This is a genomic window from Paenibacillus sp. Soil787 (assembly GCF_001429545.1).
Classification (GTDB): Bacteria; Bacillota; Bacilli; order Paenibacillales; family NBRC-103111; genus Paenibacillus_E.
In genome coordinates, this window is sequence record NZ_LMSP01000045.1 from 90482 (window position 1) to 107819 (window position 17338).

Below are 17338 nucleotides of genomic sequence, written 5' to 3' on the forward strand. Positions count from 1 at the left end.
GTTGAATTGTTATGCTACTTGATGCGTTGGGAGTGGGTCGGCTTTGTCTCTTATAGTGATGAAATTTGGCGGAAGCTCTGTCGGTGATGCGGAGCGAATGAAGCGTGTTGCAAAAAGAATCGTTGAGCGAAAACAAGCAGGACATAGCTGCGTTGTTGTCGTCTCGGCGATGGGAGATACAACGGATGACTTGATCGACCTGTCTAAGCAAATTTACGATGGAGCCCCTCCGGCTCGTGAAATGGATATGCTGTTAACGACAGGAGAGCAGGTATCGGTAGCTCTCTTATCGATGGCGATACATAATTTGGGTGAGCAGGCGGTGTCTTATACCGGTTGGCAAAGCGGTATATTTACGGAACCGGTTCATGGTAAGGCAAGAATTACGGATATTCAGCCGCACCGTGTTCTGAAAGCTCTAGAACAAGGCAATGTCGTCATCGTAGCCGGCTTCCAAGGTATGACCGAAGCGGGTGAGATTACCACACTAGGCCGCGGCGGGTCCGATACAACGGCTGTTGCGCTTGCTGCTGCAATTAAAGCGGATCTATGTGAGATTTATACCGATGTAGACGGGATTTATTCGACAGATCCGCGCATCGTGAAGGTTGCGAGAAAGCTTAATGAGATTTCCTATGATGAGATGTTGGAGCTTGCTAATTTAGGGGCTGCTGTTCTGCATCCAAGGGCTGTAGAATATGCCAAAAATTATAACGTTACCTTAGTGGTGCGTTCCAGCTTTACTTACAATGAAGGTACCAACGTGAAGGAGGAAGCAGTGATGGAGCAAGGAATCGTCGTTAGAGGCATCGCTTACGATAAGAATGTGGCAAGAATTAGTATTCTGGGTGTACCTGAGAAACCGGGACAGCTGGCGAAAGTGTTCATTGCGCTTGCCGAAGAGCAAATTGATGTCGACATCATTGTACAAAGCGGTGTGATCAGCGGTTCGGCTGATTTCTCTTTCACAACGACCCTTGCAGATCGCGAAAAAGCATTGACCGTCATTGAACAAATTCGCCGTGACATCGGATACCGTGAAGTGACTTCGGAAGTGAATCTTGTGAAAGTGTCCATTGTTGGCGCAGGTATGGTAAGTACACCAGGTGTTGCTGCAACGATGTTCAAGGTAATTTCTGATCTTGGTATTTCAATTTCGTTAGTCAGTACGTCGGAGATTAAAATGTCCTGTGTCGTTGACAACACGAACCTTACTGAAGTAATCAGTGCTCTGCACACAGCATACGGCCTGGACACTAAAGAGCAGGCATTTGTTGGTGGACCAGAAGATCGCAGATAATCGAAACATTAATGCAACTTATCCGAAATAAAATAAGCCAGCTTTAATAAAAAAGCCGTTATCCCGGCTGCCATTAAGGGACCAACCGGAATTCCACGCATAAATATAATGCCAAATATAGAACCAATCACAAGACCCACAATTAATTGTGGGTCTAATTTCAGCAGTTCCAACCCTTTTCCATTCATATAGGTGGCAATAGCTCCGCCAAGTAGTGCGATGATGCCCGGCCAAGTGGTGAATACCGACAGGATATCCTTCAAGGAGATGCGCTCGCTGGCAAAGGGGACCAGCACCCCAATCGTTAAGAACAATAACCCGAGTTCTAAACCTCTGCGCTCCATCGTAGGGAAAAAACGGTCTAACCCAATAAGCTTGATCGCAAGTAAAATGCAAGCCGCGGTCGTAATAATTGGTGATCGGCCAATGAGTCCAATAATAATGAGAATAACTAAGAGCAAATCGCCATTCATAATGTCAAAACCCCTCGTCCTCATAACTTCAATCTTAGTTTATGAGAAGGGCTTGTATTTAGAACGAAGCGTGTCTGTCAAAGATGCATGAGTACCATCTGATCTCTTTCCAATATGGGAACTTGATCTGTGGTATTCGCTTTTGAACACATAACCAAATCAGCCTGGAAACCAGTTTTATTCATTTTCTTTCCATTACTGCAAGTTAATATGGTTTCATGCAATGTATTCTTCGATTGCAGATAACACCCTCGCATGGCCATGCCGAAATCATTGACTGCCATGTTCTTGTCACCGAGTAAAATTGACAATTCCTCAAGGATTAGACCTGCGCAAAGCCCATCTTCCAATGAGAAAACATCTTGAGTTCCTGCACACAATATAACGGTGTCCCGTTTGAAATCGACCGCTGCCCTCGCACAGGCTCTGCTATTTAGTAGGGCTCCAGCTAATACGTGATCGGCTTTCATCGCTTTCTGAATGCCTCTTGTTCCATTTGTGGTTGTAAGAATAATTCGCTTGCCCTGAACGGCTGCCTTTGTGTATTCCAGCGGCGAATTGCCGAAATCGAAACCAGGTATCTTTTTGCAAAAACGCTCGCCTCCAAGCAAATCACCTTCGCGAAATAACTCTTTGGCCTTCAGAACCGTTTCCACAGGAACAATGGCTTTGCAACCGTTCATTAGTGCGGTGATGATCGTGCTTGTTGCACGTAAAACATCAACGACTATGACGGTTTTATGGAGAAATTCGTCACTTCTAGCTTCGCCGATGTTGGCGACAACCTCGATATGCATCGTTTAATCCTTTCTGGTACCCAACGACAACGTATCGGAACGGAGTCCTCTCCGTAATGCTTCCAACGCAATCAACTCATCCGGTGGAATATTGCCCAAGTGGATGTTGGGGCCTAGCATGTTAATTAAATGCACCTGCTGACTTTTGAGCGGTGCTTCCCATAAGAGCTGCTGCCCTGGAATGGCGGAAATAACTCTTTGCAGTTCATCATCTTTACATTTCCCGCTATGATCAAAAATACCTACGCCCATGCCGGATTCCCGGGCTTCAATGGTAACCATTTTTGCCCCGAGTTCGGTGTCGATCAAGACCGTTTCAATTAATTCCTCCAACTCAATGGAGGATCCCCAGCCTTTCTTGCCATATTCGGTAATGACCTCGAAACCCTCATCCAATCCTCTGGCAATAAGCTCATTTCGAAGTCTGCGCTCCATCTCAATGGTCCCATCGGAAATTTCAATGCCATTAAAACCAAGTGCGATAAGCATGTCAAAAAAAGAGTTTACCTCATTTTGTCGGATGGCGACCTCCAGAAAGGTACCACCCGGGTAAATGCAGATGCCGCTTTCTTTGGCTGAGTTAATCTTACTTTTAAGTACGTTAAGCGGATATAGCGGCGAGGTACCGAAGCCAATTTTGATCATATCCAGATGGCTGCTAGACGTGCTGAGCAGATCTTGAAAAGCGTTCAAGCCTAATCCTTTATCCATCACCATCGTTTTGCCAAGCGTTCGTGGTTTAGCCTGCCTTTGTCCTGAGGGGTCGGCTAGAACGGGGTTCCATTTCAAATGAGAGGTCACTTTCATCTGTAATTCTCCTCACTGTCCTTTGAAGGTTCAATTCTGTGTTCAGCATATGCATCTTCGCAAATGGAGGTGCCCAGCATGCCTAAAATCAGACGAGCCTGCATAAGGTAGGGTAAAAAGAGTGAGCTGCTGTTGAACCCTGCCTATAAGATACTGTCGAGTGCTCCACGATTTTATAAAAACCTCCAGGACTCCATTGTAAAACTGTTCCTTTTATTGGATTGGCCTTCGGGTGGTAGGAACAGTTTTACAAAAGTCGTTCTTCCGGCCTTTTATAAAATCACTCCGCTGAGTAACTTTGGCATTGTTCAAAAGAGCTATTACTTTTTAAGGGAGGTAGTAGAAAGAAATGAACAAAATTGTCCTAACGATGGCTTCGCTGAGGATGATGTCGGGGAGTATCGAAATTATTGCGGCGATCTTGATGCTGAGGCTCGCGACGGTGGAGAAAGCGCTGCTGGTGAACTCGGGTTTGGCTCTAGTAGGTCCTCTAGTATTACTAGCAACAACGACGATTGGATTAGTAGGGATCGCAGAGAAACTATCAATGGGTAAGATGCTTTGGGTGATTGCTGGGGTTAGCTGTCTGTTTATAGGTATTTTAAAAAAGTAATCGGTCATATTTCTTTCTATTAAGCATAGAAATAAGTATAGAAGACTGGACAACTTGGAGGGATGTCTCCCTATGCTTGATTCGATTATGTACTTGCTGCCTCAAACTTTCCGATTTCTCTTAGCCGCACTTCCGCCAGACGTACAAGCTAGTGTTGAAGAAATCAGGGTGAGAGAGTCACGGCCTCTTGAGATTAGCTGGGGGGATCGTTATACCTTTGTGGGTGAACGGGGAGAGATGGTGACTCAGGAAATGAAGGCATATAAGCCGACACGGCAAGATTGTCTGACGCTGCTAGAGATGCTCACGAATCATTCCTTATACACCTTCGAGGAAGAGCTGCGTAGAGGCTATATCACGATTGCTGGCGGTCATCGAGTAGGACTAGCAGGGCGAACTGTTTTGGATCAGGGGCATGTCAAGCAAATTCGTGATGTGAGTTCTTTCAACATAAGGATTGCCCGTGAGATCCAAGGGGTCGGCCAAGAGGTGTTGCCACATCTATTCGATCCTTTGCTGAGAAGCATCCATCATACGCTCATTATTTCACCTCCGCAGCATGGGAAGACAACGTTGATCCGCGATTTAGCTAGATTGATAAGCCGGGGAGAATGGGGGGCGAATAACGTATCTGCGTCTGGTAAGAAGGTGGGGGTTGTGGATGAACGATCGGAACTGGCTGCGTGTGTCAAAGGTGTACCTAGATTCGATCTGGGGCCGCGAACTGACGTCATGGATGGTTGCCCGAAGGCGGAAGGCATGATGATGATGATTCGGTCGTTATCACCGGAAGTCCTGATTGTGGATGAGATTGGGCGTCCAGAAGATGCGAACGCCATTCATGAGGCTGTACACACGGGGATTCGCGTCGTAGCCACTGCGCACGGTGCTGATTATGACGATGTACGCAGGAGGCCTGTTCTGAAGCAGTTGTTGGATGAAGGGGTATTCACGAGGTATGTCATCCTGCATAGAAGAAAAGGTGCGCCGGCATCGTATCGCATCTTGGATTATCAGGGCAAGTCCTTGGAACTCTATCCTGTTCGCAAAGGATGATGTGAGATGCTGAAATTTATCGGCGGGGTTCTTATTATCGGTGCTGCCACATTGTTTGGCTTCCTAAAGGCTGCGCACTATGTTAGGCGTCCCAAGCAAATCCGCAGCCTTATTAGTGCGTTAGGGAGAATGGAGACGGAAATCATGTATGCACTCACACCGCTGCCTGAAGCATTCGTCTCGCTGAGCAAGCAGGTTGCAGAACCGCTATCTTCCTTATTTCGAATAACTTCAGAGCGTTTATTGAAGAGCGACGGTAAATCCACACGTGAGATTTGGCAATGGAGTGTCAATGATGTATGGACAAGAACTTCGATGAAGCAAGCGGAACAAGAGGTGGTGCTTCAGCTGGGTGCTGTTCTTGGACTCACAGATCGAAGTGATCAAATCAAACATCTACGGCTCGCAATTAGCCAACTTCAAACGGAAGAAACCGAGTCCAGGGAAGAGCAGCGGCGCTACGAGAAAATGTGGAAAAGCCTCGGTGTCTTAATCGGAGCATTGATCGTGATATTGATGTATTAAGGGTAGCAAGGGATACTTGGCCGTACAAGAGAGTTCCTTGTGAACAGAGTGAGGTGCCTGGAATGAACGTAGATGTGAATGCCATTTTCCAGATCGCCGGCATCGGTATCATCATCGCGATGATCCATTCGGTGCTCAAGCAGATGGGCAAAGAGGATATGGCACACTGGGTCACGGTCATTGGCTTCGTGGTCGTGCTCTTTATGGTCGTCAGTATGCTCGATCATTTATTTAAAGAAATCAAAACGATCTTCCTATTCCAATGAGGTGGGCCTGATGGAAATCATCCAGATCGTAGGTTTAGGACTCATCGTTACGATATTAACGCTCATCATCAAAGAGCAGAAGCCAATGTTCGCTTTCTTGCTGGCAGCATTTACGGGCATCATGATTTTCTTGTTCCTGATCGGTAAAATTTCTTCTGTCATCCAGGTGCTCGAGGACTTAGCTCAAAAATCTAGCATCAATATGGTTTTTCTCAAAACGATTCTGAAAATCATTGGTGTTGCTTACATTGCTGAATTCGGTGCTCAAATCGTGCGAGATGCCGGCCAAGAATCTATAGCCTCCAAGATCGAGCTTTCTGGGAAAGTGCTCATTATGGTGATGGCTATTCCAATTATTTCTGTCATCATTGAGACCGTCGTTAAACTGCTCCCCGCTTAGATGATCCATGAGGAGTGACATTTATGAATCTACTTTATTCGCACCAGAAGCTGAACAACCGCTGGATTATCTTGTTCATCATGATAATGGGTCTTTGGCTTGGATTGACGGGTACTATGGCCGCTGAATCGCCAACGGATATCATGATCAAGGAGCAGGCCAACCATCTAAATACGGAGCCTGTTGAGCAATATTGGGATAAGCTCATGAAGGATTACGGCGGTTACTTCCCTGAAAGTAAGACGCCAACCTTCATGGAGTTGCTGCTTGGGACTAAGGGTATTAGTATGAAGAGCATTTTCAAGGGGCTGCTAAGCTATGTGTTCCACGAAATCATCATTAATGGAAAGCTGTTAGCTTCGATCGTAATCCTGACGATTTTCAGTATGATTCTTGAAACACTTCAAAGCTCCTTTGAGAGAAACACGGTCAGCAAGCTTGGTTATTCAATTACCTATATGGTTCTGATCATTATAGCAATCAACAGCTTCAGCGTAGCAATCGGTTACGCCAAAACGGCTATTTCATCCATGATTCAGTTCATGATTGCCATTGTACCTTTGCTGTTAACTCTTTTGGCATCCATGGGAAATGTTACTTCTGTGGCGATTTTACATCCACTGATTGTGTTCATGATCCATTCAGTTGGCACAGCGATATATGTGTTTATATTCCCTTTGTTGTTCTTTTCGGCTGTCCTGCACATCGTAAGCTCGCTAAGTGAGAAATACAAAGTCACCCAGTTAGCAAACCTGCTGCGCACAATAAGTTTAAGCATGCTGGGCATATTCGTCACTGTTTTCCTAAGCGTAATATCGATTCAAGGGACTGCTGGAGCGGTTAGAGACGGGGTTGCGATTCGAACGGCAAAGTACATTACCGGAAACTTTGTTCCTGTAGTGGGACGCTTATTCTCGGATGCGACAGAGACAGTGATTGGGGCATCCCTGCTTGTGAAGAATGCAATCGGACTCGTCGGAGTAGTCATTCTCATCATGTTGTGCGCGTTTCCGGCTATCAAAATTTTAACACTAGCTTTCATCTATAATTTATCCGCAGCGATCATGCAGCCCTTGGGAGATAGTCCAATAATCGCCTGCTTGCAAACGATTGGGAAGAGCTTAGTTTATGTGTTTGCGGCACTAGCAGCCGTCAGCCTAATGTTCTTTCTAGCTCTAACGATCATGATTGCGATCAGTAATGTCTCCGTGATGATGCGGTGAAAGGAGGCAGCTATGGATTGGTTAGCGGGATGGCTAAAAAGCGTCATCATGGTCATTATGTTGGCTACATTTGTTGATCTGCTACTTCCTAGTAATACCATGCAGCGATATGTCAAAACGGTTATGAGTTTATTCATCCTGCTCACGCTTTTAACGCCAGTACTTCAATTGTTTCAGAAGAATTGGGACATCGATCAATTGATCGGTCAAGCGGAGCAGCGGCAAAACGAGAAAACCATGCTTGCGAGCAGCGGCGGTGGAAATTCATTAATGAAATCGCTCGATGTAATTACGAAGGATGCTCAAAAGCTTCAAGAAGCAGGACAAAAACAATCACAGCAAATGATTCAAACACAGCTGGCTGAGCTGATGAAAGAGGATTTACAGAAGCAAACCGAGCTGATCATCCAAGATGTTCAAGTGCTGGCGCAAATCGACAATAACGGGAAACCCGCTATAACGAAAGTCAGGGTAACCCTTGATGATATAGAAGCGACGAAACAGGGACAATCAAAGTCAGCCTCCAAAAGCATAGCTGTCATGGAACCAGTCAAGCCAATTGATCCGATACGGATCGAACCAACAACGAAGCAGCAGGGAAGTAACCCAAGCGACAAAGAAGCAGCTGCTATGCCTAAGTTATCCTCACGAATCGAGCAAGAGGTCGACCATCTCAAGCAAAAAATCGTGCGTGATTGGACCTTGGAGCCTGCACAGATTGATATCCAAATGAAACAAAGGAATGGAAGGATTGCGAGGTGATAGGGTGGGAACATTGCTGCAATGGATGGAGCACAAATTCGGCGGAGGTCCGGGAGGACCCAAACGAAAGAACACGCTCTTGTGGGTCGTCATGATTGGACTCTTGGGAGCTGCGCTGATGATTATGAATGCATTTATGACTGTAAAAGATGTTGATCCCATCAATGCGGGCAGAGCCTCTCCGCAACCCAGCAAAGAGACATTTCTCAACAGTACAGCCAAAGAAAATTCTACCTTTCACGATTATGAAGCGGCTTATCAAACACAGTTGAAGGAGATTTTGCAGAAAATTGTGGGCGTAGGCGATGTTGAAGTGCTCGTTACAATTGAGTCCACGGAAGAACTGACAGTCGACAAAAATTATAATGACAATCAGCAAATGACGGTAGAACGCGACAATGGTGGAGCGACACGGAATATATCCCAGGTAACGCGGAGCGGTGAAGTGGTTGTCTATCAAGTTTCCGGTGACCAGAAACCGCTTGTGCTCAAATACATTAAACCTAAGATCAGAGGCGTCATCGTTGTCGCCAAAGGCGCCGAGAATCTCACGGTGAAAAAAATGATTACAGAAGCTGTAGAGCGAGGACTTGATGTGCAAGCGAGTAGGATCTCTATTTTACCCCGCAAAACTGGGGGATGAATGTGGTAGTCAATCAAAATTGAGGAGGAATTTCAATGAATGCGAAAAGACAAACAATTTGGCTCGTTTCTATGCTTAGTTTAATGGTGGTGCTTTCTGCCTATTATCTGTTCACAGAGGATGTCAATAAGCTTGACTTAGCAACAACACAATCGATCAATAAAACACAAGAAGTGAAGATTGATATGAGTCAGGTTGACCCTGCGAACGCGGCCAAAACAGATGTGAAAGCATCAACAGGTGGAGATGCAAAAGTCGACACAAAAGCTGTAACTCCGCAAAATTCAACAAAAACAGACGTGAAAACCGATGCAAAAACGGATGTTAAAACAGATGCTAAAACAACAACGACGCAAGATGCTTCCAAAGAAACGAAACCAAATACAGCCAAAACAGATGATCAAGTTCTGAAGATCGTTGAAGAGCAAGCGAAAACGACATCTGCTAGCGATTATTTCACGAATGAGCAAATGAAACAAAGTGATTATTTTAGCAAAACGTCGACGGCTTTAATGGAGATTATTACCGATTCGAAGAAGACGCCAGAAGCTGTGGCTAAAGCGACAAACGATTTAGCGAAGCTGACAGATATCCAAGATAAAGTAGAAAATATAGAAGCTTTACTTTTGAAAGATTTTCCACAAGCCATCATTAATCAAGATGAAAACAAGTGGAAAGTGACAGTTCAAAGCGATAAATTGGAGAAAAGCCAAGGTGTATCGATTGTTGATTTGGTGATGAAAGAGCTTGGTACGGGTCCGGAAAATATTAAGATTCAATATGTTCGTCCTTAGTAAAAATAGGTGAGAATAGCCTGCCTAGGATGGCAATGGAAAGGGTCCGGACAAACTGGACTCTTTCCATTTCCTGCGTTTATGGGTATAATACATACGTTGCGGCTATGAAACCGCATTTTTACTGGTTCACCAACCTTGAAGGAGTGACATGAATGTTCAAATTGAGTGAAATCAAAGAGTTGATCAAACTCGTCGATCAATCCTCTTTACAAGAGCTTGAAATCGAAAATGAAGGTGCACGCCTTTCTATTCGCAAGCCGAATAAAACGGAGCCTGTCTATGTAACAGCCCCCGTTCAACACACGTATGCTCCGATCGGTCAAGCAAGCATTGCTAACACAGCACCTGCTGCCGCTCTCGAAGCTTCTATCCCTACGACTAATGGACATGCTAAGCAAGAGGACTCATCTTTACATAAGATAGTTTCACCGATGGTAGGAACGTTCTATCAGTCTGCTTCTCCTGGCTCTGCTCCTTTCGTAAGTGTTGGCTCCAAAGTAGGCGACAAAAACGTTGTCTGTATTGTGGAAGCTATGAAATTGATGAATGAAATCGAAGCTGAAATAAAGGGTGAAATCGTTGAAGTGCTCGTAGATAACGGTCAGCTTGTTGAGTACGGACAACCTTTATTTTTAGTTAGACCGGAGTAAGCGATTAGTAAGCATATGCTTATGACGCAGTTTTGCTTGAGCAAAACTCAGAACACGCTTATGATGCAAGTTTTCCTAACGGAAAACTCTTAGGAGGAAAAATAATGGAATTTCATAAAATCCTAATAGCGAACCGCGGAGAAATTGCTGTTCGTATTATCCGAGCTTGTCGTGAGCTCGGCATTTATACAGTTGCTGTTTATTCAGAAGCTGATCGTGATGCGCTTCATGTGCGTCTAGCCGATGAAGCTTATTGTATTGGGCCGACTGCCTCCAAGGACAGCTATTTGAACTTCACGAACTTGATGAGTGTTGCTACACTAACAGAATGTGATGCGATCCATCCGGGATATGGCTTCTTAGCAGAAAATGCGGACTTCGCAGAAATTTGCGAGAGCTGCAATATTACATTTATCGGTCCATCCCCAGATGCCATAAGCCGGATGGGTGATAAAGCGGTTGCCAAGCAAACGATGAAAGAAGCTAGAGTTCCGATCATTCCAGGTTCAGACGGTTTAGTTGAGAACGTTGATGACGCGATAGTCATTGCCAGAGATATCGGTTACCCGATTATTATTAAAGCGACAGCAGGCGGCGGCGGTAAAGGTATCCGTATTGCCGAGAATGAGGAAACACTCGTACAGCAAATAACTGCCGCGCAGCTAGAAGCACAAAATGCTTTTGGCAACGCAGGTATATATTTAGAGAAATACTTAACAGGCATGAAGCATGTTGAGATTCAAATTTTAGCTGATAAACACGGTAATGTTGTTCACTTAGGTGAGCGTGACTGTTCCGTTCAGCGCCGTAGACAGAAGCTTGTTGAGGAAGCACCATGCCCGATTCTGACAGCTGAAACACGCACAGCAATGGGGCAAGCGGCCGTTCGTGCAGCGAAAGCCGTTAATTACTCAGGTGCAGGAACACTTGAGTTCCTGCTTGGTCCTGATGGGAAGTTCTACTTCATGGAAATGAACACGAGAATTCAGGTTGAGCATCCGGTAACTGAAATGATTACAGGAATCGATATCATCCAAGAGATGATTCGTGTTGCAGAAGGCAATCCATTATCATTTGCGCAAGAGGACGTCCGCATCAATGGATGGGCCATCGAGTGTCGTGTGAATGCGGAGGATCCGAATCGGAACTTCATGCCTTCAGCCGGTCAAGTGAAGTTTTACTTGCCGCCAGGTGGCTTTGGTGTTCGTGTTGACAGTGCGGTATATCCGGGCTATACAATCCCGCCACACTATGATTCCATGATCGCGAAGCTGATCGTTTGGGGAAGTACGCGTGATGAAGCGATTGCCCGTATGAAAAGAGCGCTCACCGAATTTGCGGTAGATGGTGTGAACACGACAATTCCATTCCATTTGAAGCTGCTTGAACACAAGAAATTTATCAAGGGTGACCATGATATTAAGTTCTTGGAAGAGCATGACGTGAATGATCCAGAATCGTAGACAAACATTTGTCATATTTTTGGTGAAATGGTATACTTATAAATTAAGATGGCTTATCCAAACCATGGATTATGCAAGAGAATGCTTACGAAGAAAGTTTGTTCCACAAACTCTAGGGAGGTGCCACAATGAGCACAATCGCTCCGGATTACGTTAAAACAGACATGGGCAGCATCCAAATTGCCCCCGAGGTTATCGAAATCATTGCCGGTTTGGCAACGGTGGAAGTGCAAGGAGTAGCGGGGATGAGTGGCGGATTAGCTGGCGGCATTGCTGAATTACTTGGACGCAAGAATTTGTCCAAAGGCGTAAAGGTAGAAGTCGGACAACGTGAAGCAGCCATTGACGTCTCCATCATTATTGAATATGGCAATCGAATTCCTGAAGTTGCAAGCGACATTCAACAAAATGTGAAGCAGGCAATTGAATCGATGACAGGCTTGAACGTTGTTGAAGTCAACGTTCATATTCATGATGTTCATTTTAAACAGGCAGATAAACCGGTTGAAGAAGAAACAGCAGCTGCCCTTCGAGTGAAATAGGCGGATTGCTGCATCCATATGGATCAATTGAAACCCCCTACAGGTTGCAGGGGGTTTCCTCTAACTATAGGAAGGGGACAAGCTTACGTGGGTAAAATTGTGGACAGGCTCTTGCTACTTCTCTATAGCCTAATTATTCTAATTGCTTCTATCGTTGTTTTGTTCACAGCTTCGAGCTGGATCCCGTTAGAACAAGCAGGCCAAATGCTAAGAAATTTTTATTTCGAAAAAAGCTTTGCGTACCCGGCGATTATCATCAGCTTAATCATGCTGCTGATCTCTGTTCGCTTCCTCATTTTGACGCTGCGTCGTGGTCGTTCTCAGGCGCCATCGATTGACCAACGAACGGATTTCGGAGATATTCGCATCTCGATCGAAACGGTTGAGAATTTATCTTTGAAAGCTGCTGGTCGTATCAAAGGTTCCAAAGATCTACGTGCCCGTGTTAGGGTGAATCAATCAGGTCTAGAAATTACGATCAGAACTATTGTGGATGGGGAAAGTTCGATTCCTGAACTTACTGAAGAGATGCAAAGTACAGTGAAAAGTTACATCGAAGATATTACTGGCATTCCTGTAGCTTCCGTAACCGTATTCGTAGCGAACATCGTGCAATCAGCCCCAACTTTTAAAAGCCGAGTCGAATAGAGGTGAACCCACTCATGTGGAATGAGCTGTGGGCGTCCCATAGGGGCAAAGTGATCGGAGTGGCAGCAGGCGTTTTCTTCGGCTTCATTTATTTATTTTTTGGTTTTTGGGATATGTTGATCTTTGGATTCATTGTTCTGCTCGGATTGTATGTAGGGAACAAATTGGATCGGAAAGAAAATTTCGTCATTCTTGAAGACATTTGGCGCTACCTCACGCAAAAATGGAGAATGTTTCGCTAAAATCCCTGGTTCTACCATGGATTTTTTTGTTTGGATTCATTCCAATATGACGTATACTAGTAAAAAGAGTTTTTTAGGACGAATTACACAATCGAATGCTTACGAAGTCAGTTTTCTGGCGAAAACTTTAGGAGGACCACAATGAAACGCAGAGTTGCACGAGAAATTGCTGTACAAAGCCTTTACCAAATCCAGATGAATGAGGCTACACCTCAGGAAGCTGTCCAAATTGCGATTCATGAAGCAGAGCATGATAATGAAACAGAGTTGAATTTTTCCGGAGATAAAATTGACCCTCTTTACATTATTGAACTCGTTGAGGGTACATACAGTAACAAAGTTAGAATTGATGAACTGCTTGAAGAGTACTTAAAAGGTTGGGCGATGGACAGGCTCTCACGGATTGATCGTGAAGTGCTGCGTTTGGCTGTGTATGAAATGCTGTACAGAGATGATGTTCCACCTAAAGTTGTCGTCAATGAGGCGATTGATTTGGCCAAGCATTATGGCACGGAGGAGTCAGGTAAGTTCGTTAACGGTGTACTTGGTAAAATGATTAAAGAAGTTGAAGATTTAAAGGGTAAAGTAACACCATCCTAATTAACATTGATTATTCAACCATTTATATATTTAGCTTTAGCAAGCCCGAAGCAAATGTTTTTCACAAAACTCTTAGGGGGAAATAACATGTCTGCACAAGTTATTAATGGGAAAGAACTCGTGAGTTCCATCCGTGAGGAGATCAGGTCGGATGCGGCCGCGCTAACAGCGCAGGGCAGCCAGCCTGGTCTTGTTGTTGTTATTGTGGGAGAAGATGCGGCGTCACAGGTATATGTAAGAAACAAAGCGAAGGCCTGCGATGATGTAGGGATTTATTCCGAAGTCCATCGTTTGCCAGAACATACAACACAACAAGAGTTAATCGCACTTATTCATAAATTTAATAGTGATAACCGAATTAACGGCATACTTGTTCAATCGCCGCTGCCTAAGCATATCAATGAAGAAGCTGTTGTTGACGAAATTGATCCGCTTAAGGACGTAGATTGTTTCCACCCCATTAATGTCGGCAACTTGATGATTGGCAAAGACGGCATGAAGCCATGTACACCGCAAGGTGTAATCGAAATTCTAAAACGCACTGGAGTAGAAATAGCTGGTAAGCATGCTGTTGTTGTAGGAAGAAGCAACATCGTTGGCAAGCCAATGGCTATGCTGCTTCTACGCGAGCACGCGACGGTATCTATTGTTCACTCCCGTACTCCGAATATGGAGGAAATCACGAAACAAGCGGATATTCTTGTTGTTGCTGTCGGTAAAGCGCATTTGATTAAAGCTCATCACGTGAAGCCTGGTGCTGTCGTTATCGATGTGGGGATGAATCGTCCTGCTGACGGTAAACTGACAGGGGATGTTGATTTCGAAGCGGTTAAAGAGGTTGCAAGTAGCATCACACCCGTACCTGGTTGCGTAGGTCCCATGACGATTACCATGCTTCTTCGCAACACGGTAGATGCAGCGGGTCGCGCAGCTAAAGCGAATGTGAGTGTTTAACAAGGAGTATGGCGAGAAACGAGACGAAGATCTTATCTGTTAAGGATTTGAACCGGTATATTAAACTCATGCTAGAAGGCGATTCCCGACTGCAGGATGTTTGGGTTCGTGGGGAAATTTCTAATTTTACTCACCATTCCAGCGGCCATATGTATTTTACTATTAAAGATGCGGATGGCAGGCTCAAAAGCATCATGTTTGCTTCTCATAACCAGAAGCTCGGTTTTATACCGAAAGAGGGAACGAAAGTGATCGCTCGCGGTAATATTTCCGTATATGAAAGAGACGGAGCATATCAGTTCTATGTGACGGCGATGCAGCCGGATGGCATCGGCAGCTTGTATATGGCCTTCGAGCAGCTTAAGAAGAAGCTCGAAGGGGAAGGGCTGTTCGCGGCGGAGCGCAAGAAACCGATTCCTCGGTTTCCGCGCGCGATCGGCGTGATCACGTCTCCGACGGGGGCCGCCATTCGTGATGTCATCATCACACTGCAGCGGCGTTTTCCGTCGATTCCGATTCTCCTGTACCCAGTCTTGGTACAGGGGGCGCAAGCGGCGCCTTCGATCGTCAAGGCGATCGAAGCGATGAACCGGCTCGGTGAAGCCGACGTGCTCATCGTGGGCCGCGGCGGCGGCTCGCTCGAGGAGCTCTGGGCTTTCAACGAGGAAGCCGTTGCGCGGAGTATCGCGGCCTCCGCAATCCCTATCATCTCGGCCGTCGGCCACGAGACGGACTTCACGATCGCGGACTTCGTCGCCGATCTCAGAGCGCCGACGCCTACGGCGGCGGCCGAGCTCGCGGTGCCGCACCACCTCGAGCTGAAGCAGCAGCTATCGCAGCTCGCGCAGCGGCTGCACTACGGGCTGCTCCAGCAGCTGCGCCGCAAGCAGGAACGGCTGGAGCGCGCGAAGCGCTCTCCGTTCCTGACGAACCCCCGCAGGCAGCTGCTGATGCAGCCTGCGGAGCGGCTCGACCGGCTGGCGGAGCAGCTTAGGTTTCGTATGCGCCAGCGCCTAACGCTGCTGGCGGAACGGCGATTGAAGCTGGAGCGCCGCTTATCCAGCTTCAATCCCAAAGAGCAGGCCGTGGCCGCAAGGCGCCGTTTGAATACGGCGGAGCGGCAGATGCTCACGGCTATGCAGACCCTCCTGCGTACGAAGAAGCAGGAGTGGCAGTCCGGCGTCCGTCATTTGGACGCCCTCAGCCCGCTGAAGGTCATGCAGCGAGGCTACAGCTTGGCGTACGACGAACGAGAGCATGAGCTCATTCGTTCCGTCTCCCAAGTGAAGGTTGGGGATTTCGTTAAGATTCGTCTCAAGGACGGAAGGTTGAATTGTCAGGTATCGGGGATGGAGGAGAACAAAGATGTCAACGAGTGAAACGGAAGTTAGCTTTGAACTGGCCATTGAACAGCTGGAACGTATTGTTGCCCAATTGGAAAGCGGCGATGTGCCTTTGGAGAAAGCCATTGAGTTATATCAGGAAGGCGTTCGGCTCTCCCATCTGTGCGGTGTGAAGCTTGAACAAGTAGAGAAGAAAATTGAGATGCTGGTTGAAGGTGAAACGGGTACTGTAAGCAGGAAGCCTTTCCAGCCTGTCTTGGAAGATAAGGGGAATTAGGTTGAATAAGACGTCTACGATTCATGAATATATAGCTTCCCATGCAGACATGGTCGAAGCGGCTTTAATTCAGGCGCTGCCTGCAGCTTGGGACGTTCCTGGTTCTCTTCGTGAGTCCATGAACTATTCCTTAATGGCTGGGGGCAAGCGCTTGCGCCCCATTCTGGTACTTGCAGCAGCTGAAGTGCTTGGGGGTTCCCTAGAGGCAGCGATGCCTGTTGCAATAGCCATTGAGATGGTTCATACATACTCCCTGGTTCATGACGATTTGCCAGCAATGGATAATGATGATTATCGCCGCGGCAAGCTGACGAATCATAAGGTATATGGTGAGGCTATGGCCATTCTAGCTGGCGATGCATTGCTGACTCAAGCATTCTTCAGCATTACGCAAGCTCATAAAAGTCATGGCATTCCAGCAGAACGCGTGCTGGCCATTACAGAAGAACTTGCCGTATATGCAGGAGCAAGAGGGATGGTTGGCGGTCAAGCCGCTGATATGCTCGGGGAGCAAGGCATAACAAAGCTTGAAGAATTAGCTTTCATTCATACGCATAAGACAAGTGATCTCATTGTTTTTTCCTTACGTGCTGGCGGTCATATTGCCGGCGCAACGGAAGCGCAACTGAGTGCACTTAGTGAATTCGGCAATGCCATTGGTCTTGCTTTTCAAATTCAGGATGATATTTTGGATATTATCGGTGATGAGAAGAAGTTAGGTAAGCCTGTGAAGAGCGATGAGAAGCAGCAGAAGGTAACTTATCCCTTTTTTATCGGGATGGAAGCTTCGGAGCAGAAGGTCAAGGATTTAACGAATCACGCCAAAGAAACACTGCTTCGTGCACAGATTGCGCACCCTGAGAGGCTTCTCCAACTGGCGGATTACTTAATGCAGAGGGATCATTAATCCTATGTTGCGTGTATTTTCTCGTTGCATTTTTGTCGTTTTACACGAAA

General features: G+C 46.2%; 23 protein-coding genes. 20 read left to right on the forward strand and 3 right to left on the reverse strand.

The features are described 5' to 3' along the window. The first annotated feature begins 43 nt into the window (after positions 1-43). Positions 44-1300, forward strand: a complete 1257-nt coding sequence (locus tag ASG93_RS29060; protein WP_056837855.1) for an aspartate kinase — start codon at positions 44-46, stop codon at positions 1298-1300. A gap of 8 nt (positions 1301-1308) precedes the next feature. Here the strand turns inward: ASG93_RS29060 and ASG93_RS29065 are convergent, their stop codons facing one another. The 3 genes from ASG93_RS29065 to ASG93_RS29075 form a co-directional block, all read right to left on the reverse strand. Next, positions 1309-1773 (reverse strand): DUF441 domain-containing protein, encoded by a 465-nt coding sequence (locus tag ASG93_RS29065; RefSeq protein ID WP_056837856.1) that lies wholly within the window; start codon positions 1771-1773, stop codon positions 1309-1311. Between the two features lie 77 nt (positions 1774-1850). Next, positions 1851-2570, reverse strand: a complete 720-nt coding sequence (locus ASG93_RS29070) for a 2-phosphosulfolactate phosphatase (protein WP_056837859.1) — start codon at positions 2568-2570, stop codon at positions 1851-1853. Positions 2571-2573: 3 nt separating this feature from the next. After that, positions 2574-3377 carry a phosphosulfolactate synthase gene (locus tag ASG93_RS29075; protein ID WP_056837861.1) on the reverse strand — a complete coding sequence of 268 codons (804 nt, stop codon included), beginning with the start codon at positions 3375-3377 and terminating at the stop codon, positions 2574-2576. 349 nt (positions 3378-3726) lie between these two features. Between ASG93_RS29075 and ASG93_RS29080 the strand changes: the two genes are divergently transcribed. The 19 genes from ASG93_RS29080 to ASG93_RS29170 all read left to right on the forward strand — a co-directional run bounded on the left by ASG93_RS29080 (position 3727) and on the right by ASG93_RS29170 (position 17288). Further along, positions 3727-3990, forward strand: a complete 264-nt coding sequence (locus ASG93_RS29080; protein WP_029197161.1) for a YqhV family protein — start codon at positions 3727-3729, stop codon at positions 3988-3990. A gap of 72 nt (positions 3991-4062) precedes the next feature. Then, positions 4063-5046: a stage III sporulation protein AA gene (gene spoIIIAA, locus ASG93_RS29085; RefSeq protein WP_056837863.1), complete on the forward strand. Its 984-nt coding sequence runs from the start codon at positions 4063-4065 to the stop codon at positions 5044-5046. A gap of 6 nt (positions 5047-5052) precedes the next feature. Further along, a complete protein-coding gene (gene spoIIIAB / locus ASG93_RS29090) occupies positions 5053-5571 on the forward strand; it encodes a stage III sporulation protein SpoIIIAB (protein ID WP_056837865.1) in 519 nt (172 codons plus the stop codon). A gap of 62 nt (positions 5572-5633) precedes the next feature. Next, positions 5634-5837 (forward strand): stage III sporulation protein AC, encoded by a 204-nt coding sequence (gene spoIIIAC, locus ASG93_RS29095; RefSeq protein ID WP_029197158.1) that lies wholly within the window; start codon positions 5634-5636, stop codon positions 5835-5837. Positions 5838-5847: 10 nt separating this feature from the next. Next, positions 5848-6237, forward strand: coding sequence for a stage III sporulation protein AD (gene spoIIIAD / locus ASG93_RS29100; RefSeq protein ID WP_056837867.1), 390 nt, complete (start codon positions 5848-5850; stop codon positions 6235-6237). A gap of 23 nt (positions 6238-6260) precedes the next feature. Then, entirely contained in the window at positions 6261-7460 is a 1200-nt protein-coding gene (gene spoIIIAE / locus ASG93_RS29105) for a stage III sporulation protein AE (protein ID WP_056837870.1), read from the forward strand. Positions 7461-7472: 12 nt separating this feature from the next. Beyond that, a complete protein-coding gene (spoIIIAF, locus tag ASG93_RS29110; protein WP_056837872.1) occupies positions 7473-8222 on the forward strand; it encodes a stage III sporulation protein AF in 750 nt (249 codons plus the stop codon). Between the two features lie 4 nt (positions 8223-8226). Beyond that, a complete protein-coding gene (gene spoIIIAG, locus ASG93_RS29115) occupies positions 8227-8865 on the forward strand; it encodes a stage III sporulation protein AG (RefSeq protein WP_321166710.1) in 639 nt (212 codons plus the stop codon). A 35-nt stretch (positions 8866-8900) separates the two neighbouring features. Further along, a complete protein-coding gene (locus tag ASG93_RS29120; RefSeq protein ID WP_056837873.1) occupies positions 8901-9659 on the forward strand; it encodes a SpoIIIAH-like family protein in 759 nt (252 codons plus the stop codon). Between the two features lie 155 nt (positions 9660-9814). After that, positions 9815-10312, forward strand: a complete 498-nt coding sequence (accB, locus tag ASG93_RS29125; protein WP_056837875.1) for an acetyl-CoA carboxylase biotin carboxyl carrier protein — start codon at positions 9815-9817, stop codon at positions 10310-10312. A gap of 104 nt (positions 10313-10416) precedes the next feature. Continuing rightward, positions 10417-11775, forward strand: a complete 1359-nt coding sequence (accC, locus tag ASG93_RS29130; protein ID WP_056837877.1) for an acetyl-CoA carboxylase biotin carboxylase subunit — start codon at positions 10417-10419, stop codon at positions 11773-11775. 128 nt (positions 11776-11903) lie between these two features. Further along, on the forward strand, positions 11904-12317 hold the full coding sequence (locus ASG93_RS29135) for an Asp23/Gls24 family envelope stress response protein (protein ID WP_056837878.1): 414 nt from the start codon (positions 11904-11906) through the stop codon (positions 12315-12317). An 87-nt stretch (positions 12318-12404) separates the two neighbouring features. Further along, positions 12405-12965 carry an alkaline shock response membrane anchor protein AmaP gene (amaP, locus tag ASG93_RS29140; protein WP_056837880.1) on the forward strand — a complete coding sequence of 187 codons (561 nt, stop codon included), beginning with the start codon at positions 12405-12407 and terminating at the stop codon, positions 12963-12965. Positions 12966-12979: 14 nt separating this feature from the next. Beyond that, positions 12980-13207, forward strand: a complete 228-nt coding sequence (locus tag ASG93_RS29145; RefSeq protein WP_056837882.1) for a DUF2273 domain-containing protein — start codon at positions 12980-12982, stop codon at positions 13205-13207. Between the two features lie 141 nt (positions 13208-13348). Then, on the forward strand, positions 13349-13807 hold the full coding sequence (nusB, locus tag ASG93_RS29150) for a transcription antitermination factor NusB (protein ID WP_047673943.1): 459 nt from the start codon (positions 13349-13351) through the stop codon (positions 13805-13807). Positions 13808-13894: 87 nt separating this feature from the next. After that, on the forward strand, positions 13895-14761 hold the full coding sequence (gene folD, locus ASG93_RS29155) for a bifunctional methylenetetrahydrofolate dehydrogenase/methenyltetrahydrofolate cyclohydrolase FolD (protein WP_056837885.1): 867 nt from the start codon (positions 13895-13897) through the stop codon (positions 14759-14761). Positions 14762-14769: 8 nt separating this feature from the next. Next, positions 14770-16140 (forward strand): exodeoxyribonuclease VII large subunit, encoded by a 1371-nt coding sequence (gene xseA, locus ASG93_RS29160; RefSeq protein ID WP_056837887.1) that lies wholly within the window; start codon positions 14770-14772, stop codon positions 16138-16140. After that, a complete protein-coding gene (gene xseB / locus ASG93_RS29165; RefSeq protein WP_029197145.1) occupies positions 16127-16381 on the forward strand; it encodes an exodeoxyribonuclease VII small subunit in 255 nt (84 codons plus the stop codon). The genes xseA and xseB overlap by 14 nt, the downstream gene beginning before the upstream one ends. A 49-nt stretch (positions 16382-16430) precedes the next feature. Continuing rightward, positions 16431-17288: a polyprenyl synthetase family protein gene (locus ASG93_RS29170; RefSeq protein ID WP_056838208.1), complete on the forward strand. Its 858-nt coding sequence runs from the start codon at positions 16431-16433 to the stop codon at positions 17286-17288. Positions 17289-17338: the final 50 nt, after the last annotated feature.

Coding starts and splice junctions, on each gene's coding strand:
- ASG93_RS29065 (WP_056837856.1), bottom strand. CDS start 1,773: ATGAATGGCGATTTGCTCTTAGTTATTCTCATTATTATTGGACTCATT.
- ASG93_RS29070 (WP_056837859.1), bottom strand. CDS start 2,570: ATGCATATCGAGGTTGTCGCCAACATCGGCGAAGCTAGAAGTGACGAA.
- ASG93_RS29075 (WP_056837861.1), bottom strand. CDS start 3,377: ATGAAAGTGACCTCTCATTTGAAATGGAACCCCGTTCTAGCCGACCCC.
- ASG93_RS29080 (WP_029197161.1), top strand. CDS start 3,727: ATGAACAAAATTGTCCTAACGATGGCTTCGCTGAGGATGATGTCGGGG.
- spoIIIAA (WP_056837863.1), top strand. CDS start 4,063: ATGCTTGATTCGATTATGTACTTGCTGCCTCAAACTTTCCGATTTCTC.
- spoIIIAB (WP_056837865.1), top strand. CDS start 5,053: ATGCTGAAATTTATCGGCGGGGTTCTTATTATCGGTGCTGCCACATTG.
- spoIIIAC (WP_029197158.1), top strand. CDS start 5,634: ATGAACGTAGATGTGAATGCCATTTTCCAGATCGCCGGCATCGGTATC.
- spoIIIAD (WP_056837867.1), top strand. CDS start 5,848: ATGGAAATCATCCAGATCGTAGGTTTAGGACTCATCGTTACGATATTA.
- spoIIIAE (WP_056837870.1), top strand. CDS start 6,261: ATGAATCTACTTTATTCGCACCAGAAGCTGAACAACCGCTGGATTATC.
- spoIIIAF (WP_056837872.1), top strand. CDS start 7,473: ATGGATTGGTTAGCGGGATGGCTAAAAAGCGTCATCATGGTCATTATG.
- ASG93_RS29120 (WP_056837873.1), top strand. CDS start 8,901: ATGAATGCGAAAAGACAAACAATTTGGCTCGTTTCTATGCTTAGTTTA.
- accB (WP_056837875.1), top strand. CDS start 9,815: ATGTTCAAATTGAGTGAAATCAAAGAGTTGATCAAACTCGTCGATCAA.
- accC (WP_056837877.1), top strand. CDS start 10,417: ATGGAATTTCATAAAATCCTAATAGCGAACCGCGGAGAAATTGCTGTT.
- ASG93_RS29135 (WP_056837878.1), top strand. CDS start 11,904: ATGAGCACAATCGCTCCGGATTACGTTAAAACAGACATGGGCAGCATC.
- ASG93_RS29145 (WP_056837882.1), top strand. CDS start 12,980: ATGTGGAATGAGCTGTGGGCGTCCCATAGGGGCAAAGTGATCGGAGTG.
- nusB (WP_047673943.1), top strand. CDS start 13,349: ATGAAACGCAGAGTTGCACGAGAAATTGCTGTACAAAGCCTTTACCAA.
- folD (WP_056837885.1), top strand. CDS start 13,895: ATGTCTGCACAAGTTATTAATGGGAAAGAACTCGTGAGTTCCATCCGT.
- xseA (WP_056837887.1), top strand. CDS start 14,770: ATGGCGAGAAACGAGACGAAGATCTTATCTGTTAAGGATTTGAACCGG.
- xseB (WP_029197145.1), top strand. CDS start 16,127: ATGTCAACGAGTGAAACGGAAGTTAGCTTTGAACTGGCCATTGAACAG.
- ASG93_RS29170 (WP_056838208.1), top strand. CDS start 16,431: ATGGTCGAAGCGGCTTTAATTCAGGCGCTGCCTGCAGCTTGGGACGTT.